General features: G+C 57.9%; 20 protein-coding genes. 14 read left to right on the top strand and 6 right to left on the bottom strand.

The features are described 5' to 3' along the window. Positions 1 to 214: 214 nt before the first annotated feature. From bfr to KOE80_RS18055, 3 genes are all read right to left on the bottom strand, one after another. On the bottom strand, positions 215 to 691 hold the full coding sequence (bfr, locus tag KOE80_RS18065) for a bacterioferritin (RefSeq protein ID WP_009460252.1): 477 nt from the start codon (positions 689 to 691) through the stop codon (positions 215 to 217). Between the two features lie 271 nt (positions 692 to 962). Next, a complete protein-coding gene (locus KOE80_RS18060) occupies positions 963 to 1,232 on the bottom strand; it encodes a (2Fe-2S)-binding protein (RefSeq protein ID WP_009460253.1) in 270 nt (89 codons plus the stop codon). A 131-nt stretch (positions 1,233 to 1,363) separates the two neighbouring features. Then, entirely contained in the window at positions 1,364 to 2,248 is an 885-nt protein-coding gene (locus tag KOE80_RS18055; protein WP_226349660.1) for a LysR family transcriptional regulator, read from the bottom strand. 173 nt (positions 2,249 to 2,421) lie between these two features. Here KOE80_RS18055 and KOE80_RS18050 point away from each other — a divergent pair, with 173 nt between their 5' ends. The 9 genes from KOE80_RS18050 (at position 2,422) to KOE80_RS18010 (ending at position 12,913) form a co-directional block, all read left to right on the top strand. Continuing rightward, positions 2,422 to 3,042, top strand: coding sequence for an isochorismatase family protein (locus KOE80_RS18050; RefSeq protein WP_026483844.1), 621 nt, complete (start codon positions 2,422 to 2,424; stop codon positions 3,040 to 3,042). 34 nt (positions 3,043 to 3,076) lie between these two features. Continuing rightward, positions 3,077 to 4,078 (top strand): TRAP transporter substrate-binding protein, encoded by a 1,002-nt coding sequence (locus KOE80_RS18045; protein ID WP_042484740.1) that lies wholly within the window; start codon positions 3,077 to 3,079, stop codon positions 4,076 to 4,078. A gap of 58 nt (positions 4,079 to 4,136) precedes the next feature. Then, positions 4,137 to 4,655 carry a TRAP transporter small permease gene (locus KOE80_RS18040; protein ID WP_026483845.1) on the top strand — a complete coding sequence of 173 codons (519 nt, stop codon included), beginning with the start codon at positions 4,137 to 4,139 and terminating at the stop codon, positions 4,653 to 4,655. A gap of 1 nt (position 4,656) precedes the next feature. Then, positions 4,657 to 5,955 carry a TRAP transporter large permease gene (locus KOE80_RS18035; protein WP_081251448.1) on the top strand — a complete coding sequence of 433 codons (1,299 nt, stop codon included), beginning with the start codon at positions 4,657 to 4,659 and terminating at the stop codon, positions 5,953 to 5,955. A gap of 130 nt (positions 5,956 to 6,085) precedes the next feature. Next, positions 6,086 to 7,297 (top strand): CaiB/BaiF CoA transferase family protein, encoded by a 1,212-nt coding sequence (locus KOE80_RS18030; protein ID WP_226349659.1) that lies wholly within the window; start codon positions 6,086 to 6,088, stop codon positions 7,295 to 7,297. Next, positions 7,294 to 8,199, top strand: coding sequence for a hydroxymethylglutaryl-CoA lyase (locus KOE80_RS18025; protein ID WP_226349658.1), 906 nt, complete (start codon positions 7,294 to 7,296; stop codon positions 8,197 to 8,199). The genes KOE80_RS18030 and KOE80_RS18025 overlap by 4 nt, the downstream gene beginning before the upstream one ends. Continuing rightward, positions 8,196 to 9,608 (top strand): 3-isopropylmalate dehydratase large subunit, encoded by a 1,413-nt coding sequence (leuC, locus tag KOE80_RS18020; protein WP_226349657.1) that lies wholly within the window; start codon positions 8,196 to 8,198, stop codon positions 9,606 to 9,608. Before KOE80_RS18025 ends, leuC begins: the two co-directional genes overlap by 4 nt. After that, positions 9,605 to 10,243, top strand: coding sequence for a 3-isopropylmalate dehydratase small subunit (gene leuD, locus KOE80_RS18015; protein ID WP_226349656.1), 639 nt, complete (start codon positions 9,605 to 9,607; stop codon positions 10,241 to 10,243). The genes leuC and leuD overlap by 4 nt, the downstream gene beginning before the upstream one ends. Positions 10,244 to 10,786: 543 nt before the next feature. Next, a complete protein-coding gene (locus tag KOE80_RS18010; protein WP_226349655.1) occupies positions 10,787 to 12,913 on the top strand; it encodes a TonB-dependent receptor in 2,127 nt (708 codons plus the stop codon). Between the two features lie 185 nt (positions 12,914 to 13,098). Here the strand turns inward: KOE80_RS18010 and rpoN are convergent, their stop codons facing one another. Beyond that, positions 13,099 to 14,484, bottom strand: coding sequence for an RNA polymerase factor sigma-54 (gene rpoN / locus KOE80_RS18005; RefSeq protein ID WP_226349654.1), 1,386 nt, complete (start codon positions 14,482 to 14,484; stop codon positions 13,099 to 13,101). Between the two features lie 16 nt (positions 14,485 to 14,500). On the opposite strand from rpoN, the gene KOE80_RS18000 reads away from it, so the two are divergent. The 3 genes from KOE80_RS18000 (at position 14,501) to leuA (ending at position 17,080) form a co-directional block, all read left to right on the top strand. Continuing rightward, a complete protein-coding gene (locus tag KOE80_RS18000) occupies positions 14,501 to 15,055 on the top strand; it encodes a hypothetical protein (protein ID WP_042484759.1) in 555 nt (184 codons plus the stop codon). 39 nt (positions 15,056 to 15,094) lie between these two features. Then, positions 15,095 to 15,247, top strand: coding sequence for a hypothetical protein (locus tag KOE80_RS17995; RefSeq protein ID WP_153228734.1), 153 nt, complete (start codon positions 15,095 to 15,097; stop codon positions 15,245 to 15,247). 138 nt (positions 15,248 to 15,385) lie between these two features. Beyond that, positions 15,386 to 17,080, top strand: a complete 1,695-nt coding sequence (gene leuA, locus KOE80_RS17990; RefSeq protein WP_226349662.1) for a 2-isopropylmalate synthase — start codon at positions 15,386 to 15,388, stop codon at positions 17,078 to 17,080. A gap of 307 nt (positions 17,081 to 17,387) precedes the next feature. Here leuA and KOE80_RS17985 read toward each other — a convergent pair whose 3' ends face one another. Next, positions 17,388 to 17,708, bottom strand: coding sequence for a hypothetical protein (locus KOE80_RS17985; RefSeq protein WP_042484764.1), 321 nt, complete (start codon positions 17,706 to 17,708; stop codon positions 17,388 to 17,390). Between the two features lie 86 nt (positions 17,709 to 17,794). Continuing rightward, on the bottom strand, positions 17,795 to 18,142 hold the full coding sequence (locus KOE80_RS17980) for a DUF1840 domain-containing protein (protein WP_026483854.1): 348 nt from the start codon (positions 18,140 to 18,142) through the stop codon (positions 17,795 to 17,797). 97 nt (positions 18,143 to 18,239) lie between these two features. Between KOE80_RS17980 and KOE80_RS17975 the strand changes: the two genes are divergently transcribed. After that, complete coding sequence (locus KOE80_RS17975) at positions 18,240 to 22,049, top strand: phospholipase effector Tle1 domain-containing protein (RefSeq protein WP_226349653.1); 3,810 nt, start codon at positions 18,240 to 18,242, stop codon at positions 22,047 to 22,049. A gap of 121 nt (positions 22,050 to 22,170) precedes the next feature. Continuing rightward, positions 22,171 to 23,856 (top strand): arginine--tRNA ligase, encoded by a 1,686-nt coding sequence (gene argS, locus KOE80_RS17970; protein WP_026483856.1) that lies wholly within the window; start codon positions 22,171 to 22,173, stop codon positions 23,854 to 23,856. The last annotated feature ends 11 nt before the right edge of the window (positions 23,857 to 23,867 follow it).

Raw genomic sequence — 23,867 nt, 5'->3', positions numbered from 1 at the left:
TTCACGCGCCTGCGAGCTTGCCCCCGGCCCGCAAACGGCCTGATGGTGTGATCTGAGGCCTGATCGACCGAAAACCGTAGAATCGTGAGCGACACCTCATCGCCTGGGCGGGAGAACAAAAAAATAAACCCCAGGGCGCAAAACCAGGGGTTTATCAGCAGTCTGAGCACCCGTTAGTAACGGGTGCTTTTTTTTGGTCTGACCAAACAAAGACTTATTCGTGGTCGCCCATCTGCGATTGCAGGTAGTTTTGCAGACCCACTTTTTCGATCAGCTCCAGCTGTGTACCCAGCCAATCGATGTGCTCTTCGGTATCGTCCAGAATCTTCAAGAACAAATCACGCGACACGTAGTCGCGGGTGGACTCACAGTACTCGATAGCCTCTACCACGGTCTGACGGGCAGCCTGTTCCAGCTTCAGGTCACAGCCCAGCAGTTCAGGCACGTTCTCACCGATCATGATCTTGTGCATGTCCTGCAGGTTGGGCAGGCCGTCCAGCATGAAGATACGTTCGATCAGCATATCGGCGTGCTTCATCTCGCCGATGGACTCGTCATACTCGTGTTTGCCCAGCTTGTTAAAGCCCCAATGGTTCAACATGCGAGCGTGCAAGAAGTATTGATTGATTGCTGTTAGTTCGTTCTTTAGCTGCTTGTTCAGATGCTGAATTACCACTTTATCGCCAAACATGCTGTTCTCCTGTAAATCTGACGGCGCTCCCCCCAAGGAGCCGCCGAGCCCCCACAAATGCTGCTCACGCCACAGATCGCACGCAGGCGCGATGCAGGCAAAAACACAGTGGGGGATGAATGTGACAGGCTACCATGCACGCATGTGCCATGGCTTAAAAAAACAGCTAAACACCCAGAAAGCGTTGCACTTTTGGGTTAGTAACAGGAACAATAACAATCATTCCCACTAGCAATAGCGGAAATGGAAAATCCTGATCAAAAACACGCGCTTAGGCGCGGCAAACAAGACGGCCGAACTCAGGGGCAGGAATCAGGCTGTCGTTGGCAGCGTAATCCACCCGGGCGGTTTCAAGACTGGCAATCATGGTCTGATTGGCATAGCGTCCGCCGGGCAAATAGTCCTGAGCCGTCTCCGCGCAGCAGCCACAGCAAGACGCCACGCCAAGCTGACCTTGCAGGTCTGCCAGGCTGGAAGCGCCGCCACGTACTGCTTCTTGTACTTGACGCTCGGTGATCGCGTTACATATGCAGATAAACATGAGAACTATTATTATCAAGAAACCTGAAAATATCAAGAGTCATTCTCATTAAGAACTACGTTACACCGATATAAGGTCGAGAACGGCTTGCAGCCTGCCTTTGCAGGCTTTGCCGGGAAACGACAGGCGCATCAATTTTGCAACAGGTGGTCCATCAGCAGGCGGGCGGCGGGCGACAAGCTATAGCGGCTGCGCACACACAGCGCCACGCGACGCGACGTCCAGGGCTCCTTGATCACACACATCGCCAGGCCCAGGCTTTGCACATAGGACTGGGCCACAGAGCGCGGCAGCACACCAATTCCCAGGCCCGCTTCAATCATGCGGCATTGAGCGTCGTAGCTGGTTACCTGCACACGGCAACGCCAGGTACGTTCCAGCTCGCTGGCGGCACGTAACAGCAAAAGATTGGGGTGACTGCCGGTGTGCATGCCTACATAGTCAAAATCCAGGGTATCGGCAAAAGGCAGTTCCTTCCGTCCCGCCAAAGGGTGATACGCAGGCACCAGCAGAACCAGCTCGTCCTGACGATAGTCGTAATACTCCACCTCGGCACTGCCTACGCCTCGGATCAGCACACCCAGATCAGCATTATTGTCAGCCACCGCCTGAGCCACTCCGGCGCTGATCCGCTCTTCCAGCGACACGCGCACTTTGGGATGACGCGCCATAAAAGAACTTAAGGCCTGCGGCAAAAACTGCGTGATGGACGACAGGTTGGCCGCAATCCGCACGTGCCCAGTGGCCCCGCCGGCAAAGTCGCGCATCAGCGCGCCCATGGCATCCATATCGTCCAGCAGGCGCTGGGACATGGCCGCCAATGATTTGCCCGCTGCCGTCGGATACACACCCTTGTTGCTGCGCTCGATCAGGGCTGCGCCCAGTTGCTGCTCCAGATCGCTCAGGCGCTTGCTGACCGCGGCAGGCGCAATATGAAACTGCTCGGCCGCCCCCGAGATGGTGCCGCGTTCCAGCACCAATAAAAACAGCCGTAAAGATTTGGGATCGATGTTCATAAGCCAGTATTCCATCCTAGGAAGGGCGGGTCGACAAGCACTCTGCCATCATCAATTGCGATAGCACCATCGCAATTTGACGCTGTACTCACGTCATTAGCGATGACAGACTACGCACATAATACGGAACCTGATTATTTAAGTCAGGAATAGAGAGTGAGGGGAGAAACAAGATGCGCGACAGCGACAATCTGAAAGGGGGCTTTGACGGCACCCTGCCCATGGGGCAACAACCGGCTTTGGTCGTTATCGATTTTCAACGCGGCTTTACCGAGCCTGGCTTGACGCCACTGGCCTCGAACTGCGACAGCCAGATCGAACAAACCAACACCCTGATTCGCGCCATGCGTGGCAAGGGTCGCGTTATTTTCACCATCATCGGCTACGAAGCCCATCTGGCCGACGCCAATCTGTGGCTGACCAAGGCCTCGTCCTTGCGCTGCCTGCTGCGTGGTTCGCCTGCCTGTGAGCTGGACCCGCGGCTGGACTACGACCCCGAACAAGACATCATCCTGTACAAGACCCAGGCTTCCGCCTTTTACGGCACGCCGCTACCCGCCTTGCTGGCCCATCAGGGCTGCGACATGCTGATTGTGGCCGGTGCCACCACCAGCGGTTGCGTGCGTGCCAGCGTGGTGGACAGCCTGCAGTCGGGATTTGCCCCGTTCGTGGCTGAAGATGCGGTGGCTGACCGCTCGGCAGCCCAACACCGCAGCAATCTGATCGATATGGCCAGCAAGTACGCCGAAGTCCTGCCCTCGGCCGACTTGATCGCTCATTTACATACGCTTTAACAGCACACAAAAAAAGAAACCACAGGAGACATCCATGAAAAAAGCCCTGACAGCGGCGCTGACCGCCTGCACCCTGGCGCTGGGCATCTCGCCTGCGCACGCCCAAGAAGTCGAACTGACCTTTTCAACCTACTTGCCACCCGCATACGAATACGCCTGGAAACCCATCGAGAACTTCGTCCAGACCGTAGAAAAAGAAAGCCAGGGCCGTATCAAGATCAATGTGTTCCATTCCGGCCAGCTGTTTGACGGCTACGAGGAACTGCCAGCCCTGTCCCGTGGTGACGTGGACATCGTCAACATGACCAGCACCTACCCCAGCGGTACCGTGCCGGCGCTGAACATCTTTACCCTGCCATTTCTGTTTGACAGCACGGCTCACCTGAAGCGTGCCCTGGATCAAGGTCTGTTCAAGCTGGGTGCCGAGCAGGAACTGCGTGACACCCACGATGCCGTGGTGCTGGGCCTGGCCCCTTGGGACCCGTACGAGTTCTACAGCCGCAAGGCACCGATCAATTCGGCCGCGGACATCAAGGGCAAAGTCTGGGCATCGACCAGCTCCATGGACGCACGCGCCCTGCAACTGCTGGGGGGCTCGCCTACCGGCATGCCATCTTCCGAGCTGTACCTGGCCTTTGACCGTGGCGTGATCGACGCCACCCCACGTCCCTTGCTGACCGGCATTGGCCGCAACCTGTATGAAGTGGCCAAGTACCTGTCCATCGCCAACTTCGGTATCGATGTGTCCGTGCTGACCATCAACCGCAAGAAGTGGGAATCCCTGCCACCTGATCTGCAAGAGATCATCAGCAAGGCCGCCCACCAGCGCGACGAAGAACAGTTTGAGCGCGTGAACGCCTTTGTAGGCCAGGCCCTGCAACGCTACGAGCAAGCCGGTGTGACCATCAACCGTGTTGAGCCCGCTCAACTGGCCGAAATGCGTCAGCAAACCCAAGCCGCCATTGATGAATGGAGCAAGCAGGTTGAGAACGGTCCCGCTTATCTGGAACTGATCGAAAAAACCCGCCAGCCCTGATCACGCGTGACTGCGCGCCGGACCACAAACCGGCGCGCATCCCTCGTGTGGAGACACCATGAATCCACTTATTCATTTTCTGGGCGCATTTGCGCGCGGTAGCAATCGGCTCGCCATTCTGGTGGCCGAAGTTGCACTGGCCGCTCTGATGATTGCCTGCACCTACGGCGTCATTGCACGCTACGTCTTTAATAGCCCCAGCATCTACATCACCGAAGTGTGCGTGTACTTGCTGCTGGTCTGCTCCTGGCTGTCCATCGGCTGGGTTCACCTGGAAAACCGCCACGTCAGTGTTGAAGCCTTCCACATGCGCTTCTCGCCACGCGGCCAGCGCCTGGCCACCTGCATTTCGCAGCTGTGCATCTTGTTCTTCTGCCTGGTGCTGCTGTGGGCCGGTATTTCCGTGGTGGAAACAGCGATTGCCCGTAACTACCGCTCGGCCTCCATGCTGCGTTTCCCCCTGTGGATTGCCTACGGCATGATCCCATTGGGCGGCACCTTGCTGGGCCTGGCTACTCTGCGCCAGCTGTTCATCCCGAACAGTGTGGAATCCAACGACAGCATCAAGGAGTTCTGACATGGATTCCATGCTCATTTTCAGCCTGATGATGGCCTGCTTTGCCATCCTGATGGTTATCGGCACCCCCATTTTTGCCGCACTGGGTGTCGCCAGTATTTCCGGCATTCTGATGAAATCCGGCCTGGGCGGCCTGGACGTCATTCCCGCCACTTTGCACCGAGGCATGGCCAGCTATTCCCTGATCGCCATTCCGCTGTTCATTCTGATGGGTGAGGTCATTGCCCGCACCAGTATTGGCGGCAAGCTGTATCAGCTGTTCTATCTGTGGCTGAACCGCCTGCCCGGTGGTTTAGCTGTAGCCAGTGTGGGCAGCTCGGCCGTTTTCGGTGCCATGAGCGGGGTCAGCGTGGCGGGTGCCGCCACGATTGGTCGCTTTGCCATCCCAGAAATGCTCAAGCGTGGTTACTCGCCCAGCCTGTCTGGCGGCACGATTGCTGCGGCCGGTGCCCTGGCTTTGCTGATTCCACCCAGCATTGGCTTTGTGCTGTATGGCGAAATGGCTGACCAATCCATCGGCAAGCTGTTCATTGGTGCCTTGCTACCCGCCTTAATGGTCACCGTCATGATGGTGATCTATGTCGCTCTGGTTGCGATATTCAAGCCAGAGTCCGCACCGCGCAATTCGGAAGTCGTTACCTGGGCACAGAAACTGGCCGCCCTGAAAGACATCTGGGCCGCTTCCTTGCTGATTTTGCTGGTGCTGGGCACGATCTATCTGGGCATTGCTACTCCAACAGAAGCTGCCGGTATTGGTGCTGCAGGCGCGTTCCTCATTGCCATTGCCTACAAGGAAATGAACTGGCGCACGGCCCTGCAGATTCTGCGTTCCACCGCCGTCACCAGTGGCATGATTTTGCTGATTCTGGCCGCAGCGCTGCTGTTTGGCTACATCATGACCCGCTTGATGATTCCGCAAAAACTGGTGGCCATGATTACGGCATCGTCTCAGCCAGCCTGGGTCATTCTTCTGTTCGTGCTGCTATTTTTGATGGTCTTGGGCATGTTTCTGGATATTGTTTCCCTTATCCTGATCACGACCCCTGTTTTACTGCCAGTCATTGTCACACTGGGCTACGATCCACTATGGTTTGGCATTGTGATGATTATTGCCTGCGAAATGGCCGTCATTACGCCGCCGGTGGGTTTGAACCTGTATGTGATCAAGGGCATTGCTCCGCAAATATCGCTACAGCAGATTACACGGGGTGCTCTGCCATTTGTAGCATTGGAAATTTTGGCAATTGTCATTTTGACCATCTTCCCCGAAATTATTCTTTGGCTACCCAGAACGCTTTAAAAAAACAAAACCCGCTTCATGCGGGTTTTTATTTATTTTCCACCCACGTTTTTTACGATGGCAGCATAATATTTGATTGCTTTTCCACTTCTTTTTTCTATACCAGAATCCATATCTGGAGGAAACAGAAATGGATAAGAACAGCTTTACCGCCCCCCCGCTCAAAGGCATCAAAGTCCTGGAGCTGGGATCACTGATTGCCGGCCCCTATGCCGGTAGCCTGCTGGCCCAATTCGGGGCCGATGTCATCAAGATCGAACCGCCCGGCAAGGGCGACCCGCTGCGCCGCTGGCGGCAGCTGCACAAGGACACTTCCCTGTGGTGGCGCGTGCAAAGCCGCAACAAGCGCTCCATTGCGCTGGATCTGCGCCAGCCCGAAGGCCAGGAAATTGCCCGTGAGCTGGCCCTGCAAAGCGATATCGTCATTGAAAATTTCCGCCCCGGCGTGCTGGAACGCTGGGGCTTGGGCTGGGAAACGCTGCACGCACTGAACCCGCGCCTGATCATGGTGCGCGTCTCCGGCTACGGGCAGGACGGCCCCTATCACCGTCGCCCCGGCTTTGCGGCCATCGCGGAATGTATGGGTGGCCTGCGTTACGGCACCGGCTATCCAGATCGCCCCCCTGTACGAGCCGGTGTCAGCCTGGGCGATACGCTGGCTTCGCTGTACGGCACCATAGGCGCGCTGCTGGCCATGCATCATCTACGCCAGGAAGGCGGACAGGGCCAAATGATTGATGTGGCCTTGTACGAATCTGTCTTCGCCATCATGGAAAGCCTGATTCCCGACTATCAACTGAACGGTCATCAACGCGAACGCACTGGCGCCAGCTTGCCCGGTATCGCCCCCTCCAACACCTATCCCACCGGCGACGGCAAATGGGTGGTGATTGCGGCTAATAGCGATGCCATTTTCATTCGTCTGATGCAGGCCGTGAGCCGGCCCGATCTGGCCAACGATCCGCGCCTGTCCGACAACGCCGGACGCGTGGAACACAGCGCCATGCTGGACCAAACCATTGGCGACTGGACCGGCGCGCGCAGCCTGGAAGATGTGCTGACTGCCCTGGATCAGGCTGAAGTCCCCAGCGGCAGCATCTACACCGCCGCCGACATTCTGGATGACCCGCACTACCAGGCGCGCGGCATGCTGGAGAAACACACACTGGAAGACGGCCAGGAACTGACCATACCCGGCATCGTGCCCAAGCTAAGCCGCAGCCCTGGTGCCACCCAATGGTTGGGGCCAGAGTTGGGCGAACACACAGACAGCATCCTGCAAGAACTGGGCATGAGCCCGGAGCGCTGCCAAGCCCTGCGCGAACAAGGAATCGTCGAATGAGTACCGTATTGATCACCGACGTCACCTTGCGTGACGGCCTGCAAATCGTGCCACGCTGGGTGCCTACGCCGGACAAGCTGCGTATCGCGCAAGCACTGCCTCGATGCGGCGTGCGCAAGATAGAGCTGACGTCCTTTACCTCGCCCAAAGCCATCCCATCCCTGGCGGATGCCGACGAGCTGGCTCGCCTGACCGCGCGCGCCCCCCAAGTCTGCTACACCGCCCTGGTTCCCAATCTGCGCGGTGCACAGCGTGCTTTAGCGGCCAATATGGACGAGCTGAACTTTGTATTTTCGGCCTCTGAAGCGCATAACCAGGCCAATCTGCGCATGAACATTGCGCAGTCGCTGGCCCAACTGGAGCAAGTGCTGGAAGCGGCGGGCAAAACGCCAGTCAACGTGTCCCTGTCCACCGCTTTTGGCTGCCCCTTTACCGGCGCCGTCGCCCCCGCGCACGTGATTGCACTGATGCAGCAAGTGCAACGCATGGGAGCCAGCTCCGTCAGCCTGTGCGATACCACCGGCATGGGTTCGCCCGTGGATGTAGAACGCCTGACTCAGGCTGCCTTGAGCTTATATGGTGAACAAGGCGTCACCGGCCATTTCCATGACACCCGCGGGCTGGCTCTGGCCAATGCCTGGGCCGCATATCGCGAAGGAGGGCGTCGGTTCGACGCAGCCTTGGCCGGTTTGGGCGGTTGCCCTTACGCCCCCGGTGCCAGCGGTAATGCCAGCCTGGAAGATCTGGCCCATATGTTCCAGATCAGCGGTGTGGAAACAGGCTTGAATCTGGAAGCACTCCAGCCCTTAGCCGAAGAAATCGCAGCCCTGACGCAAGAGCCCATTCAAAGTCGCCTGCACAAAGCGGGACCCGCCTACGCCTTGAAGGTATGCCAACCATGAGCACGGCCCGCACCCTTTTTCAAAAGCTCTGGGATGCACATCGCGTTGCGACGGTAGACGATGAGCATGATCTGATCTACATAGACCGCCAGTTGTTGTACGAAGTCACCAGTCCACAAGCCTTCGAGAGCTTGCGCTTGGCCGGACGCCAAGTGCGTCGCCCGGAAACCGCACTGACCACGGTGGACCACAACGTGCCTACTCGCCGCCGCAATCAGCGTCTGGAAGATCCTTTGGCCCAAGCGCAGATCGACCAGATGGAGATCAATAGCCGGGAATTTGGCCTGCGCTATTTTGGGCTGGATGACGAGCGCCAGGGCATCATCCACGTGATCGGACCCGAACAGGGCATGACCTTGCCCGGCTCCAGCATCGTGGCCGGAGATTCCCATACCAGCACGCATGGTGCGTTTGCGGCTTTGGCCTTTGGCATTGGCACCTCCGAGGTGGAGCATGTTCTGGCCACACAATGTCTGGCCGCAAAACGCATGCGCAGCCTGCAAGTAGATGTGCAAGGCGAACTGCCCGCCACCAGCACCGCCAAGGACCTGATCCTGCACATCATTGCCCGCCTGGGCGCGGATGGCGGGCGGGACTGTGCCATCGAATTTACCGGCCCCGCCATCCGCGCCTTGTCCATGGAAGGGCGCATGACCTTGTGCAATATGGCGATCGAAGCGGGGGCCCGTATTGGTCTGGTCGCTGTGGACGACAAGACCCTGGACTATGTGCGCGGCCGCCCCTTGGCACCGAAAGGAGAGGCCTGGGACAAGGCAGAGCAGTACTGGCGCACGCTGATCAGCGATGAGGGCTGCCAATACGATCAGCACTTGCAGATTGACGCCACGCAGGTCGCCCCCACGGTTACCTGGGGCACGTCCCCCGATATGGCGGCAGCCATCGACCAGCTTGTACCTGATCCATTAGCCGCTGCCACGGGCAAACAGGCTGATGCCCAACGCGCCTTGAACTATATGGCTTTGCAGGCCGGCCAGCCGCTGGCAGGCATCACCATAGACCGGGTTTTCATCGGTTCCTGTACCAATGCCCGTATTGAAGACCTGCGCAGCGCCGCTGCCATGATCAAAGGCAAACGTGTAGCCAGCACGGTACTGCAGGCCCTGGTCGTCCCCGGCTCGGGTCTGGTACGTCGTCAGGCCGAGCAGGAAGGCTTGGACCAGATTTTCACGCAAGCCGGTTTTGAATGGCGCGAACCGGGCTGCTCCATGTGTCTGGGCATGAACGAAGACCGTCTGAATCCGGGAGAGCGCTGCGCCTCCACCTCCAACCGCAATTTTGAAGGCAGGCAGGGCGCCTTGGGACGTACACACCTGATGAGCCCCGCCATGGCGGCTGCCGCCGCAATTGCAGGCCATCTTGTCGATATCCGCCACTGGGACGCTGCATGAACACACCTTTTACTTCCGTGCGCTCGCGCCTGATTGCGCTGGACCGCGCCAATGTGGATACCGACGCGATCTTGCCCAAGCAGTACATGACTTCCTTGTCACGCACCGGCTTTGGGCAATATGCCTTCGACAACTGGCGGTACGCGGATATTGGCTACCCCGGCAAGCCACTGGCCGAGCGTAAGCCAATCAACAGTTTCTGCCTGCATCAGCCTCACGCACAAGGCGCCCGCATTCTGCTGGGGCGCGAGAATTTTGGCTGTGGGTCCAGCCGTGAACACGCGGTCTGGGCGCTGAAGGACTTAGGCATTGCGGTGCTGATCGCCCCTTCTTTTGCCGACATCTTCCGCAATAACTGCTTTAAAAACGGCATGTTGCCGATACAGCTGGCTACGGAGCAAATTGATGGCTTATTCACCACCGCCGAGCAAAATCCGTGGGATGAATGGGCGGTCGATCTGGAAGCCTGCATGTTGATCGGTCCCGATCAACACATCCGTTTCCAAGTGGAGCCTGAACGCCGCCACCGCCTGCTGCTGGCGCTGGACGACATCAGCGTGACAGAGCAGAAAATGGATCAGATCCAGGCTTACGAACAGCAACGCCGGGAACAGGAACCCTGGTTATTTAGCTAAGGACGATAGATAAGGGGGGCAGTCGCGGAAGGGAAGTTCCGCCGCTGCTTACCTGCCTCCCGCCCTGGCAGTCGCAGTCGCAGTCGCAGTCGCAGTCGCAGTCGCAGTCGCAGTCGCAGTCGCAGTCGCAGTCGCAGTCGCAGTCGCAGTCGCAGTCGACAAGTATCGAAACACAGCTCAAGCCTGTTCAGGCCACAAATAGAACAATTTCTTGAGCCGCTGCTTTATTAGCCGGGAGCCATCACCGCTCCTTTGCCTACCCCTTGCCAAGCAAACATCGCCTGTTTTGCCAAAACCGCTCCATGGGACGCACTCCCACCGTGGAGTCAGACGCGCTCCAAATTTGCTCAAAAATCCCCCTGAAACCCTGATTCCGGCGCGATTTCGGAGCGAAATCGACTGCATCGTCTCCTTATGCCCTTAAGTTTTTTAAGGTCGTTTTTATATCACAAAGCCACCTAACTGCTTGAACCACCTACAAGCAAATGCTACAAATGAAATATTAATGAGAATCATTTTTATTTCTATTTAATTTATAGATTCATGCGAATTTCTTATCTTGTTGGCCTGAGCCTGCTCAGTGCAGGTAGCAGTTGGGCACAATCCTCCGATGCTCCCCCGGTTACGTCTTTGTCCACCATTGAAGTCAAAGCCAGCGAATACATTGACCTGCCTCCCGCCTATGAAGGCAATCATGTCGCTACCGGCGGCAATCTGGGTTTGCTGGGCAACCGGGATGTCATGAATACTCCCTTTAGCACCATCAACTACACCAGCGACTACATCGAAGATCTGCAAGGTCAGGAACTGCGCATTCTGATCAGCAAGAACGATCCTTCCGTACAGACCCCCGGTGCAGGTGGAACGGGCGGCAAAGACACCATGTATATACGGGGTTTCCGTGCCGGTGACGTGTCTCTAAATGGTTTGCAAGGTTTGACCAGTGGCCGCCGCGTGATGGCCATCGCAGAGCGTTTAGAAATTCTCAAAGGCCCCTCTGCCGTTCTGAACGGCATGAATGCCAGCAATGATGTGGGTGGCTCGATCAACCTGGTGACCAAGCGTGCCACGGACGATCCCATCACCAACGTCACCATGTCCTATATCCAGCCTTCCCAATTCGGGACGCATCTGGATCTGGGCCGTCGTTTCGGGGAATCCAATGAGCTGGGCCTGCGTTTGAACGGCGTGTTCAAGGACGGCGAGGGCGTGGTGGACCACCGTACCAATCGCGACAAGCTGATCTCTCTGGGAGCTGACTATCGTCTGGGTTCCGTCAAACTGTCTGCAGACCTGTACCACCTGGAAGAATACCTTTCGGGCCTGAACCGGGGTGTGCGCCTGGCCAAGGGTCTGGACAAGAACCCCTTGCCCACACCACCCAAAGGCAATGTCTTGCTGGGAGTCCCTTGGGCTGCCGGTCTGACACGTGAAACCACAGCGCTGGTACGGGCAGACTGGGCTGCCAGCGACAAGCTGGCCGTCTACGGCTCGGCAGGTTACAGCAAGTCCGAGATGAGCAACTACAACACCAAGGGCAGCACCTTGCTGAACGAGCAAGGAGACCTGAAACTGGCTGCGACTCGTCGCAACAATACCGGCTACAACCTGGCCGCCAATAGTGGCTTGTTCTACAACTTCGACACCGGCTCCGTGCACCACACCATCAGCGCCGGAGTGGACTGGAACCGCAAGAGCTCGCGCAGCGACAACACCTCCATCAAGGGGTGGTCCGAGACCATCAATATCTACGACCCGGACTACCCGGCTCGCCCTTATGTCCCCATGAATGGGCTAAGTGCGCCTAACGTCAGCTATCTGTACAGTGCCGCGCTGGCCGATACCCTGTCCTTTGCAGACGGCAAATATCAGTTGACACTGGGCCTGCGCCAGCAATGGGTCAGCACCAAGGATAAAAGCGGCAAGAGCGACAACTACAGCAAGAACGCGCTAACCCCCACCATTGCCGGTGTCTGGCAATTGCGTGACGACTGGATGCTGTATGCCAACTACGCCGAGGGTCTGACCCAGGGCATGATTGTGGGCGACGACTACGCTAACGAAGGCCAGATCTTCGCGCCCCAGAAAACACGTCAATACGAAATCGGGATGAAGTACGACAGCGGGGATTACGCGCTGACGGCAGCCCTGTTCGACATCACCCAACCCAACAGCTACGAAAGCAATGAGCGTTTCAACGGCAAACCCAACCTGAGCTACGACGGTCGCCAGCGCAACCGGGGTGTGGAAGTGCAGGTGTTCGGCCAGATTGCCGAGAACTGGCGTCTGACCGGCGGCATCGCGTATCTGGACCCGAAAATCCGCAAGGCCAGCAACCCGGATACTGAAGGGCGCAGCGCCGTAGGCCTGTCCCGCTGGGTCGCCAAGGCCGGGATTGAATGGGATACGCCTTTTGTTCAGGGCCTGACCTTGAATGCCAACCTGCACACCCAGTCCAAGCAATATGCCGACGCCAGCAACAGCTACTACATGCCAGGGGTGACCACTTATGACCTGGGCATGCGCTACAAGACGCGCTTTGCCGGCAAGGAGGTGACCTTGCGCGCCAGCCTGGAAAACGTGGGCAATAAAGCGTATTGGGTCGTGCCTTTGAGCAATGGCCAAGGCTCACCACGTACCTTCCTGGCTTCGGCCACCATGAAATTCTAAGCAGACCAGCGACACCTCTGTCATCCAGTTCTCCGTCTGGCTGGCAGAGTCTAACTCCGCTTTTGCAGGGCCTGTTCATGCGTGTATGCAGGCCCTGTTTTTTTATTGTTTTAAAGCTCTGGCCAGCCAGGACGGTGGGCCGCCGGGCCCACCAAGCATCTTTGAGCTGCTATGACATGTAGTTCCTAAACCCCGGCCGCCGCCCGCATCTTGCGTTGTGAAGCCGGTGCCAAACCTTCCGCCTCCCGGTACTTCGCCACCGTACGGCGCGCCAAGGTCAGGCCCTGGGCCTGCAGGAGATCGGTAATCTGCTGATCCGACAAAGGTTTGGTCGGCGACTCGTCACGAATCATTTGCGCGATCTGCGCCCGTACCGAAGCCGCCGACATATCGGCTTTCCCATCGGCACTGGCCAAGGCTACGGTAAAGAACTGCTTAAGCTCCATCACCCCATGCGGCGTCTGCATGTACTTTTGCCGCGTGGCGCGGGAAATCGTAGACTCATGCAAGTCCAGCTCGGCCGCCAAATCGGCCAATTGCATGGGTTTCAGCGCCGACACACCCTGCGTAAAGAAGTCCTGCTGCATCTGCACAATGGCTTGGGCCACCCGCAAAATCGTCACGAAACGGCTGTTAACGCTGCGCAGCAAGCCAGTGGCTTTTTGGCGCTCTGCCAGCAAGGCGGGGTGCGCTTCAATTTCATAATCATGCAGGTTGACCAGTTGCAGGCGCGGCACAGCCAAGGGATTCAAGGCCGCCTGCCAGCTATCCTTGCCACGGATCAACAACACGTCCGGCACCACATAGGCCGAGACGTTCTGTGTCCAGGCACGCCCCGGTTTGGGGTCCAGTTTCAAGACCAGATGATGGGCCCGTTCCACCAGTTCAGCCGGATAATGGCCCGCACAGCGCTGACGCAGCTGACTGGGCGAGGCCAGAATGCCGACATGCTCGCGCACCAGATAGCGGGCGCAATCGAGCAAAGCAGGTTCCAAGTGCTGGGCCTGTTGCATCAGCTGCAAGCCCAGGCACTCGGCCAGGTCCCGCGCACCGACACCGGCCGGGTCCAGAGACTGCACCTGTGCAAGGGCGCAGCGCAAATCACTTTCATCAATATCCAGCTCGTCGGGCAGGCAGTCCAGCACCTCTTCCAGCGAGACGGGCAGGTAGCCGTTATCGTCCAGCTCATCGATCAATAACTGGGCCAAAGCGCGGTCACGGTCGCTCAAACGCAACAGTCCCAGCTGCTCGCTTAAATAAGCAGCCAGGTCCTGGGCAACGGCCGATTCGGGAGTCCAGTCAGGGTCGTCCGAATCCCCCTGATGCTTGGGAAACTCCAGGCTCGCCCACGAGGATTCCGCCTCGCCCGAAGCGGCTTCGGGCAATGGCTCGGCGGCGACATCCGTCTGCACGTCCAGACGTTCCAGCAAGGGGTTATCCAGCAAAGCCTGAGCCAATTCCTGCTCCAGCTCGGCCCCCGATAGCTGCAACACTTTAATAGACTGTTGCAATTGCGGCGTCAAAACCAGCGTTTGCTGCTGGCGTAAATCTAGTGACTGACGCGTAAGCATAGGTACAATCGTTTCCATGAAAACTGACAACGCCCAGACACCCACCGCCAACGATAGTCAGGCTCTGCGCAGCACACTGTTCAAGCTGTGCGCCACGGCCACTATTATCTGCACCGTAGTCACTATCGTGGTAGCCATTATCTGGTGGGACCTGCTCAACCGTCTTATCAGCTTTGGGCGTGGCCTGGATTACTCCGGCCTGCAGGCCTTGAGCATTCAAAACCTGGCGCTGATCAAACAATACAACCCGTTTTTCTGGTGGACGGTAGTGGGCGTCATAACCCTCATTATTGCCTATCTTTTGTATGGCTTCGTACAAGGGGTCATGCGACGCAACCAGCAACGCATTATCGACGAGTCCACCGTGGCTCAACTGGCCCGATCGCTCAGTCGTCCGGCCCGTGAAGTAATTCTGTGGTGCTGGCCCGACCAGCGCAGCCCGTTGACTGTGGGCGATTTACAACGAGCCCATAGCGAGTTGCGCGCCGGACGCTTTGGCAAAATGGAACTGGCCGAGCAACAAAGCCGCCTGCTGCGAGCCGACTACGAACGCCACGAACCACAAGCGTAAAGCTTGCCTTCCTGTTTTTTTTGTGTTTGACTAACGGTCATGACTCACGCACGCCAATCCTCCTACGCCTGCCAAGGTTTCAGCCCCGCCGCTGAAGCAGCCTTGTCGCGTTCCGTGCGTGAAGGCCGTTCTTCGGCCCCTGCCTCCAGCCTATCCCAGCTGCTACTACTAGCGTCCGGTTGCCGGGCCTAGTGTCCCGTGGCAGTTCGGCAGCCAATACTCAGCCACATCTACGTCATTTGTGCCGCCACCGGCCTACGTAAATGCTGCAATCGCTGGTGACGGCAAGAAGTAATCAACACTTTTTGTCCGACAGGTATCCCCATGGCAATGCTGAAAAACCCCTCTCAAAAGTATCGTCCTTTTGTCGCCTTTGATCGCGACTTCGCTGAACGCACCTGGCCTTCCAAGCGCATTACCAAAGCGCCCATCTGGATGAGCACGGACTTGCGTGACGGCAATCAGTCCCTGATCGAGCCCATGAACGTGGCTCGCAAACTGCGCTTTTTCGAGCAACTCGTCAAAATCGGTTTCAAGGAAATCGAGGTCGGTTTCCCATCCGCATCGCAGACCGACTTCGATTTCGTTCGCAAGCTGATCGACGAAAACCGCATTCCTGAAGACGTCACCATCATCGTCCTGACACAGTCGCGTGAAGACCTGATCAAGCGCACGGCTGAAGCGGCTGCCGGTGCCAAACGCGCCATCATTCACTTGTACAACGCTTGTGCCCCCGCCTTTCGCAAGATTGTTTTCAACTTGAGCAAGGACGAGATCAAGGAAATTGCCTTGACCGGTACACGCCTGGTCAAGAACGAAGTGGCCAAGTATCCGCAAACCCAATGGGGTTACGAATACTCGCCCGAAGTGTTCAGCACTACCGAGCCCGAATTTGCTCTGGAGGTGTGCAACGCCGTCGTGAAAGCCTGGGGTCCAGCCGCTGACGAACGTGTCATCCTGAACTTGCCCGCCACCATTGAGGCCACCACGCCCAATATGTACGCCGACCAGATCGAATGGATGCACAACAATCTGGAACAGCGCAACAACGTCACCTTGAGCGTGCACCCGCACAACGACCGTGGCACTGCGGTCGCTGCCGCTGAACTGGCTGTGATGGCTGGCGCGGACCGCATCGAAGGCTGCTTGTTCGGTAGCGGCGAGCGCACCGGCAACGTTTGCCTGGTGACCTTGGCCCTGAACTTGTACACCCAAGGCGTGGACCCTGAACTGGACTTCTCGGACATCGACGAAGTGCGTCGCACCGCCGAGTACTGCAACCAGTTGCCCGTGCATCCCCGTCACCCTTACGCGGGCGATCTGGTCTTTACCGCCTTCTCCGGCTCCCACCAGGACGCCATCAAGAAAGGCCTGGCTCAGCAAAAATCCGACGAACTGTGGGAAGTCCCTTACTTGCCTATCGACCCGGCCGACCTGGGCCGCAGCTACGATGCGGTGATCCGCGTCAACAGCCAGTCGGGCAAGGGCGGTGTGTCCTACTTGCTGGAACAAGAGCACGGCCTGGTCTTGCCACGCCGCATGCAAATCGAATTCAGCCGCGCCATTCAGCGCGTGACCGATTCTTCCGGCAAGGAAGTGACGCCTGCAGACGTATACGGTATTTTCGAATCCGAGTACCTGAACTGCAAAAAGCACTACAAGCTGCTCAAGCACAACATCATCAGCCAGCCTCACGCCGACAGCGGCCAGCAATTCACGATTGAAGTGGATGTGGAGCACGACGGCCAGGTTCGCACCTTGAAGGGTTCGGGCGAAGGCGCGATCTCTGCCTTTGTGAATGCCCTGGATCTGTCCATCAAGATCATGGACTACAACGAGCACGCCATTGGTTCCGGTGCTGAAACCCGCGCTGCCGCTTACGTGGAAATGCGTATCGGTGACAGCCCATCGGGCTTTGGTGTGGGCATCCACGCTGACATCGTGACTTCTTCCTTCCTGGCGATCTTGAGCGCGGTCAACCGCCACACCATCGCTCAGCAAGAAGCTGAAACCACAACGGCTTAATACCGTCTTCATACCGCGACTTGGGTGGTGATCCCACCCAAGCGCCCGCCCGGCTCACCCTAGCCGCGCCTGACCCGCTTTCGCAGCCCGGCTTATCGTCGTTCTGCCTGCAACCCGCCCACAAGGCGGGTTTTTCGTGGGCACAACATGGCGGCTCGTATCAAAACGCTGTAAGCCCTTGAGGGCTGAACCTGCGTATTGTGTAACCGGGTACAGGCCTGACCGACAGCCCTGCAAGCCCTAAATATTCAAAAAGACCTAAAAAAACCGGCCCCACAGAGCCGGTTTTCTATTGCCTTGTACCTGATCAGTACGTAACAGCCAGGCCTGGCAAATCCACGGTGACCTGCATGGAGCCCACCGCTTGCAAGCAGTGGCGTGCAAATTCCTGGGCGCGCTCATCATCTTGCGACAGCATCGTGTAACCCAGGGCATCGGCCACGCCCATAATCTTGTCCAGCAACAGCACTTTGCCGCTGGCCCGCAGGGGTTCACAGCCCAGCTCTTGCCAGGTGCGATCAAACCAGTCACGCGATTGCTTGCCGCTGTCCGGATCAATGGTTTGTATAGGAGTGACCAGCTCTATGTGCTGGCGAGGACTAAAGATCACAAGCACCATAGCGCTCATAGACGATCTCCGAAAAAAAATAGATCAACTTTGGAGCTTAAGCAAAGATGGCCTGCCAAATTGTCGGCAGGCCGACATTCCAGGGACTACCAGGAGCTATCTGCCGGTTCCCACATCACCGGCACGCCGGTGTTATTCGCCTGGCGCAACATATCCAGCAACGGGTAGGCGCGTTGGCTGAAGCTCACGGCCTGCGACATCGGGTGTTCCTTTTCATCGTCTTCGTCCTCGTGGGGCGAATGCTTGTTTTCCCGGTCCTGCCCGATCGCTCGCTCAATATTGCCAATAGCTTCGGACAGTTGCTCTGCCGTGAACACGCCACGCTCGGGCAAACCATCAGGATAGGAACGCCCCGCGGCCCGGAGAATAGGCATGGCATGTTCAGAGAACATCAGAACATCGGCGGCGGCTTTGCTTTTAAAGACGACTAGCATACGGTTTCTCCTTATGGATCTTTGTGTTTCCGATTCGACTTTCAGGATACACACCCCTGCAAGATAGCAGGATTTTCCCCGTCTTGGAGAGTCCTTCATGCCTGCCGCGTTTCTACCATGGTTAATCTTGCTCTTGACCACCTTGCCGTCCCTGGTCTGGTCACAAAGCTCGCTTGAATGCCCATTGCCTCCATCTTCCACCCGCTGCGCACCAGCGGCCGCCTTGGGAGAACAGGCCGAGCCCGCAACGGATATGGCTTTGCTCAATCCAGTGGATTTGCTCAGCGGACAAAAATACCAAAGCGATACAGACCTGCCGCTAAGCCAGGCCTGGCCTTTGCTGCAATTGCAGCGCCATTGGAATGGGCAGGGGCGAAACCCCACACCGACACTTGGGCAAACTGGCTGGGCCTTGAATTACGACCTGCAATTGCGGCAGCAAGGCCATGCCTTGTTCATGCCGGATGGAAGGCAAACGCGCTTGTACCCACCTGCACAGCGGCAAAGTTCGGGCTGGTTCTGGCAAGGGCCGAATGGTTTGATTCTGCGGTTTGATGAGCAGGGCTGGTTAATCCATGTGCGTATATCTACTCAGCAGTGGCTGGATATAGAACGTTTTGCAGGTACGCATCCACAGGCGTATGCGGTTAACACTGTCCGTAATCATTTGGGCCAAGCGCTGGTGTTTGACTGGAAAAGCCAAACGCAAAAGACGGTGTCGCTACCAGGGCTGGAACAGAGCAAAGAACCAGGACAAAACCAAACTCAAATTCAGGCTTCAGGACAGGTTCTATCCCAAACTAAAACCAGTTCCCTGACCCATGTCACAAGGGCGGTAAGGGCAGCGGGAACGGCCGCAGTAGCAGTAGCAGCAGCGACGACGGAGGCAACTACGGCTACGGCTACGGCTACGGCTACGGCTACGGCTACGGCTACGGCTACGGCTACGGCTACGGCTACGGCTACGGCTACGGCTACGGCTACGGCTATCAATATTAAAACCCCGGCCGGGCCGTTTCGCTTGCTTCTGGAACAGCAGGATCAACAAATCTGGCTGGCCAGCGTCAGCCGTCCGGACGGCATGCAACGCCTCTATCATCCAGCCCCCGCAGCTTGGTCGCACCGTTTGGGTGGCAGCAGCCTGCAAGCACCGGGGCAAGCCCCTCAGCCAGTCCAACAATGGGAGTACGACGCCCAAGGCCGAGTCAATAGGTTGATCTCCCACGCCTTCAAGCAAGACTGGACAGCACGCTATGAGCCAGGTCTGAGCGAATGGTCCATAGGTACGGAGCGACATCGCTTCCATTACCGAGACTATCAAGGCCTGCAGCGGCTACAAAAACTGGAAAGCCGCTTGTGTAGGGACTGCCCGGTCCACAGCACGGAATGGCAATATGACCCGCAAGGGCGCTGGTTGCAGGCCGGACCTTGGACAGCGCAACGCCGGGCAAATGGAACGCTCTCTCGACTGGAGAAAAGGCAGGGCGGCTGGGGAGCATTACGTTTGGAGCTGGATGAAAAAGGGCGCTTGCAAAGCTGGGCAACCAGCCAGCATGGAAGCGAAACACGGCGCTGGAACCCGAATGGCAAACTGACGTACCTCGAATATGCCGAAGGAGGCGCGCTCCAAATTCAATACGACCAACAGGGACGCCTGAGCAGTCTTGAACATCAGCAAGGTCAGGACACTGAACGCAGTGAGCTGGACTGGCTCGGGCCTGGCGCGCTGCGTATTCGTCATCCCACAGAAACGCAATGGCTCAAATTGCGGGCCGGTTTACTACAAGAGCGCCGCTTGGAACGCCGCCATAGTCCCGGCCAACGCTGGACCGAGCGCTTTGAGTACGACGAGCAGCGCAAGCTGACGCGGCACACCCTGCCGGAAGGTGGCCAGCTACGCTATCACTGGGACAAAAGCGGACGATTGCTGTCTCTGGAGTGGATCAAGAAAACCGGGCAAAGCCAGACCGTGATCCACGCACAAGAGGTGGGCTATGCCTGGGGCAATGGCCTTCAACTGATCAGCCATGCGAACAGCACCGGGCAAGCGGTGGATTTGATGCTTTTGCAGCCGGATGGCAAACCTGCCTGGACACAAGCCCGCCGTCTGGATGCCCAAGGCAGGGTGCTGGAGGATCGTCATGAATACCCGCTACTACAGCAAACCCGTCATTGGCTCTTGCACTACGACGCCCAAAGCCGGCTCATCGCTTTCCGCCAGGACCAGACAGAACCCGAACAGTGGCTGGCCTGGAGCCACAACGGTGGCCTTGCTGCACGCCACCCGAAGCCAGCCGCCTCCATTCAGCGTTCTCCCTACGGCACGGCGAAAGCCGTCGGAAACCTGAATCTGGACTACGGCCCCAACCGTCGCTTGAAGCGTGTGCAAACAGCAAGCTCCACATTGGTCGAATACCGGCACGATGCCTTTGGCCAACGCATCTGGCGCAAGCAAGGCAATCAGGAGCGTGCCTTCTTCTTTCACGGCCAGCAATTAATGGCTGAACTGGATTTACCAGCCACACCCGGCCAGCTCATCTCCCGGCGCTATCTATATGCCGGGCTGACACCAATAGGCATGATTGTTTATCAGCCAGACGGACAAGGGCAGTTGTACTACCTTCATAGTGATTTGATGGGTGCTGTGCGGCTGATTAGCGATCAGCAAACCCAGCCGGTTTGGGCCGCCGATCTGAACCCTTTCGGACAGGCCGAGCCTCTGCTTGAAACCCTGGAGTTCAATCTACGCCTGCCGGGCCAGTATGCAGAGTCCGCTACCGGCTGGCACGACAATCTCTTGCGTACCTATCTACCCGATCACGGGCAGTATCTGGAAGCGGACCCGCTGGGGCCCTGGCCACAAACCCAGGCGGTGGGTTACGCGCAGCAACAGCCTCTGCGCCATATTGATCCCACCGGCCTGCTCCTGTTCGCCTTTGATGGCACACGACAGGCTCCTATTACCAATAGCAATGTGTGGAAACTGTCGCAGTTGTATCAGGATGGAGCGGTGCATTACGCCGCAGGGCCGGGGGATCCAGTCACCCTGAACTGGGATGCACTAACTGCTTGGCGAGCGGGGCAGATTCTGGAGTCGCAATGGAACAATTTTCTGAATCGCATGCAGGAACAAGGCCCGGCTCCTAGCGCTGTACCCGTGGACTTGCTGGGTTTTTCTCGGGGAGCGGCACTGGCACGAGACTTTTCCAATCGAATTCTGGACCACGTGCAGCAGGGCTGGTTTGTGCTGAATGATCCGCAGCGCGGCGCCATCCGTGCCTGCATCACGCCCCGCTTTTTAGGGCTGTTCGACACCGTGGCCCAGTTCGGGCTGGGAGGCGGCAGCAACTCCCAATACCGCCTGGGTGTGTCTGACGCCTGGAGCTGGGTTGCTCATGCCGTCGCCATGCATGAACACCGCGCCTACTTCCCTTTAAGCGCCCTGGCAGAGGCCATGAACACCGTGGAAATGCCTTTTATCGGCGCGCACAGCCAAATTGGCGGCGGTGTGCTGCCGGATGAAAACGAAGAAACCATCAGCGATCTGGATAAGGTAGCGCTGGCCTGGATGCATTGGCAGGCCAGGGCGACGGGCCTGACGCTGGCGGAACTGGCGCACACAGACCTTAGCGTCCTTCACCCTGTATTACTGGACATGCGCCTGCCTGGGCTGCGACTGACGAAAGGCAGTTTGCGGGGTGTGGACTATCACGGAGCGGGTCGAAACCTGATGTATCAGGACCTGCATCCACGTCTGGGGCAGGCTACCCAACAATCCATTGAAACCGTGATCAAACGCCATAACAGCTGGCGCATCCGTCCCGGAAATCAAGTGGGTTGGGTAGACATGGACGCTTACGATACGTGGTTACATAACCACCTGGGATGGGAGCGCCAGGCTTCTTGAAAAGAATTTGGCGTCAAATCACGCTATCATGTGGGGCTATCCGGCGGGCCAATGTCGCGCCTTCCATCTGGGGCGTGTTCCACACGCCGCAGTTGTCTTTCTACCAATCCAGACCTTTCCTATGCTTGCTGAGCAACAATCTCAATTAATCGCCTGCCTCCAGGCTGCCGTCCGTGCCATCTTGCCCCAGGCTGAACCCAACATCACGCTGGAGCGCCCCAAAGTGGCTGCGCACGGTGATGCTGCCTGCAATATTGCCATGCAACTGGCCAAACCAGCCGGTCGCAACCCGCGCGAGCTGGCTCAGCAAATCGTCGATACCCTCCTGGCCGATCCGAACGCCGCCGCTTTGCTGGCAGGCGCGGAAATTGCCGGTCCGGGCTTTATCAACTTTCGTCTGTCCACCGCCACGCACCAGGCTGTCCTGAAGACTATTGCTGAACAGGGCGATAACTTCGGTCACCTTGCTCCTACCCAGGAAAAACTGATGGTGGAGTTCGTGTCGGCCAACCCGACCGGCCCCTTGCACGTGGGCCACGCCCGCCAAGCCGCGCTGGGCGACTCGCTGTGCCGCGTATTCAGCTCCCAAGGCTACGACGTAACCCGCGAGTTCTACTACAACGACGCCGGTAACCAGATCGACAACCTGACCACCAGCGTGCATGCCCGTGCCCGTGGCATCGAGCCCGACAGCGAGCAATTCCCTGCTGACGGCTACAAAGGCGACTACATTCTGGACATCGCCCGCGACTACCAGGCCGGCGCAACCGTTCAGGCTGCCGATGGCGCTTCCGTCACCGCCAGTGGTGATCTGGACAATCTGGAAGACATTCGCCGCTTTGCCGTGGCCTATCTGCGCCGCGAGCAGGATCTGGACTTGCAAGCCTTCGGCCTGAAGTTCGACAACTTCTACCTGGAAAGCTCGCTGTACACCTCCGGCAAGGTTGAAAAAACCGTGCAGGCCCTGATCGACGCCGGTCACACCTACGAGCTGGACGGCGCGTTGTGGCTGCGCACCACGGAACTGGGCACAGGCGACGACAAAGACCGCGTAATGCGCAAATCCGAAGGCGGTTACACCTACTTCGTGCCGGATGTGGCCTACCACGTGGCCAAATGGGAGCGCGGTTTCCACCACGCCATCAATATTCAAGGCTCCGACCACCACGGCACCATCGCCCGTGTACGCGCTGGCCTGCAAGGTCTGGGTCTGGGTATTCCCAAGGAATTTCCGGCCTACATCCTGCACAAGATGGTCAAAGTCATGCGCAATGGCCAGGAAGTGAAAATCTCCAAGCGTGCAGGCAGCTACGTCACCTTGCGTGACCTGATCGAATGGGTAGGCCAGGACGCCGTGCGCTTTTTCCTGATCCAGCGCCGTGCCGACTCCGAATTCGTATTCGATATCGATCTGGCCCTGTCCAAGAGCGAAGAAAACCCGGTTTACTACATCCAGTACGCCCATGCCCGTATCAACTCCGTGTTGAACCAGTCGGCAGAACTGCTGGATCAGGTTCCTCAGGCCGACATCACGCCTTTGACCGCCCCCACCGAAATCGCCCTGCTGCAACGCCTGTCCGAATACCCCAATGTGCTGGCCCAATCCGCTCGCGAATTGGCTCCTCACCACATTGCCTTCTGGCTGCGCGACTGCGCGGCGGACTTCCACTCCTGGTACAACGCCGAGCGCGTGTCGGTAGACGACACCACCTTGCGTCTGGCCCGTCTGCGTCTGGCCCAGGCCTGCGCCCAAGTCATTCGCAATGGTCTGAACCTGCTGGGTGTGTCCGCACCCGAACGTATGTAAACCCATAGGCA

The organism is Alcaligenes sp. 13f (assembly GCF_020496585.1).
In the GTDB taxonomy this organism is placed as follows: Bacteria; Pseudomonadota; Gammaproteobacteria; order Burkholderiales; family Burkholderiaceae_B; genus Alcaligenes; species Alcaligenes phenolicus.
The sequence above is the reverse complement of the archived record's forward strand: the minus strand, read 5'-3'. Positions and strand labels throughout refer to the sequence as shown.

What these genes read in the sequence shown, in the direction of transcription:
- KOE80_RS17975 (WP_226349653.1), top strand. Translation starts at nt 18,240, where the DNA reads ATGCCTGCCGCGTTTCTACCATGGTTAATCTTGCTCTTGACCACCTTG.
- KOE80_RS17985 (WP_042484764.1), bottom strand. Translation starts at nt 17,708, where the DNA reads ATGAGCGCTATGGTGCTTGTGATCTTTAGTCCTCGCCAGCACATAGAG.
- KOE80_RS18050 (WP_026483844.1), top strand. Translation starts at nt 2,422, where the DNA reads ATGCGCGACAGCGACAATCTGAAAGGGGGCTTTGACGGCACCCTGCCC.
- KOE80_RS18000 (WP_042484759.1), top strand. Translation starts at nt 14,501, where the DNA reads ATGAAAACTGACAACGCCCAGACACCCACCGCCAACGATAGTCAGGCT.
- KOE80_RS18025 (WP_226349658.1), top strand. Translation starts at nt 7,294, where the DNA reads ATGAGTACCGTATTGATCACCGACGTCACCTTGCGTGACGGCCTGCAA.
- KOE80_RS18010 (WP_226349655.1), top strand. Translation starts at nt 10,787, where the DNA reads ATGCGAATTTCTTATCTTGTTGGCCTGAGCCTGCTCAGTGCAGGTAGC.
- leuD (WP_226349656.1), top strand. Translation starts at nt 9,605, where the DNA reads ATGAACACACCTTTTACTTCCGTGCGCTCGCGCCTGATTGCGCTGGAC.
- KOE80_RS18040 (WP_026483845.1), top strand. Translation starts at nt 4,137, where the DNA reads ATGAATCCACTTATTCATTTTCTGGGCGCATTTGCGCGCGGTAGCAAT.
- KOE80_RS18060 (WP_009460253.1), bottom strand. Translation starts at nt 1,232, where the DNA reads ATGTTTATCTGCATATGTAACGCGATCACCGAGCGTCAAGTACAAGAA.
- KOE80_RS18045 (WP_042484740.1), top strand. Translation starts at nt 3,077, where the DNA reads ATGAAAAAAGCCCTGACAGCGGCGCTGACCGCCTGCACCCTGGCGCTG.
- rpoN (WP_226349654.1), bottom strand. Translation starts at nt 14,484, where the DNA reads ATGCTTACGCGTCAGTCACTAGATTTACGCCAGCAGCAAACGCTGGTT.
- bfr (WP_009460252.1), bottom strand. Translation starts at nt 691, where the DNA reads ATGTTTGGCGATAAAGTGGTAATTCAGCATCTGAACAAGCAGCTAAAG.
- KOE80_RS18030 (WP_226349659.1), top strand. Translation starts at nt 6,086, where the DNA reads ATGGATAAGAACAGCTTTACCGCCCCCCCGCTCAAAGGCATCAAAGTC.
- leuC (WP_226349657.1), top strand. Translation starts at nt 8,196, where the DNA reads ATGAGCACGGCCCGCACCCTTTTTCAAAAGCTCTGGGATGCACATCGC.
- KOE80_RS17980 (WP_026483854.1), bottom strand. Translation starts at nt 18,142, where the DNA reads ATGCTAGTCGTCTTTAAAAGCAAAGCCGCCGCCGATGTTCTGATGTTC.
- KOE80_RS18055 (WP_226349660.1), bottom strand. Translation starts at nt 2,248, where the DNA reads ATGAACATCGATCCCAAATCTTTACGGCTGTTTTTATTGGTGCTGGAA.
- KOE80_RS18035 (WP_081251448.1), top strand. Translation starts at nt 4,657, where the DNA reads ATGGATTCCATGCTCATTTTCAGCCTGATGATGGCCTGCTTTGCCATC.
- KOE80_RS17995 (WP_153228734.1), top strand. Translation starts at nt 15,095, where the DNA reads ATGACTCACGCACGCCAATCCTCCTACGCCTGCCAAGGTTTCAGCCCC.
- argS (WP_026483856.1), top strand. Translation starts at nt 22,171, where the DNA reads ATGCTTGCTGAGCAACAATCTCAATTAATCGCCTGCCTCCAGGCTGCC.
- leuA (WP_226349662.1), top strand. Translation starts at nt 15,386, where the DNA reads ATGCTGAAAAACCCCTCTCAAAAGTATCGTCCTTTTGTCGCCTTTGAT.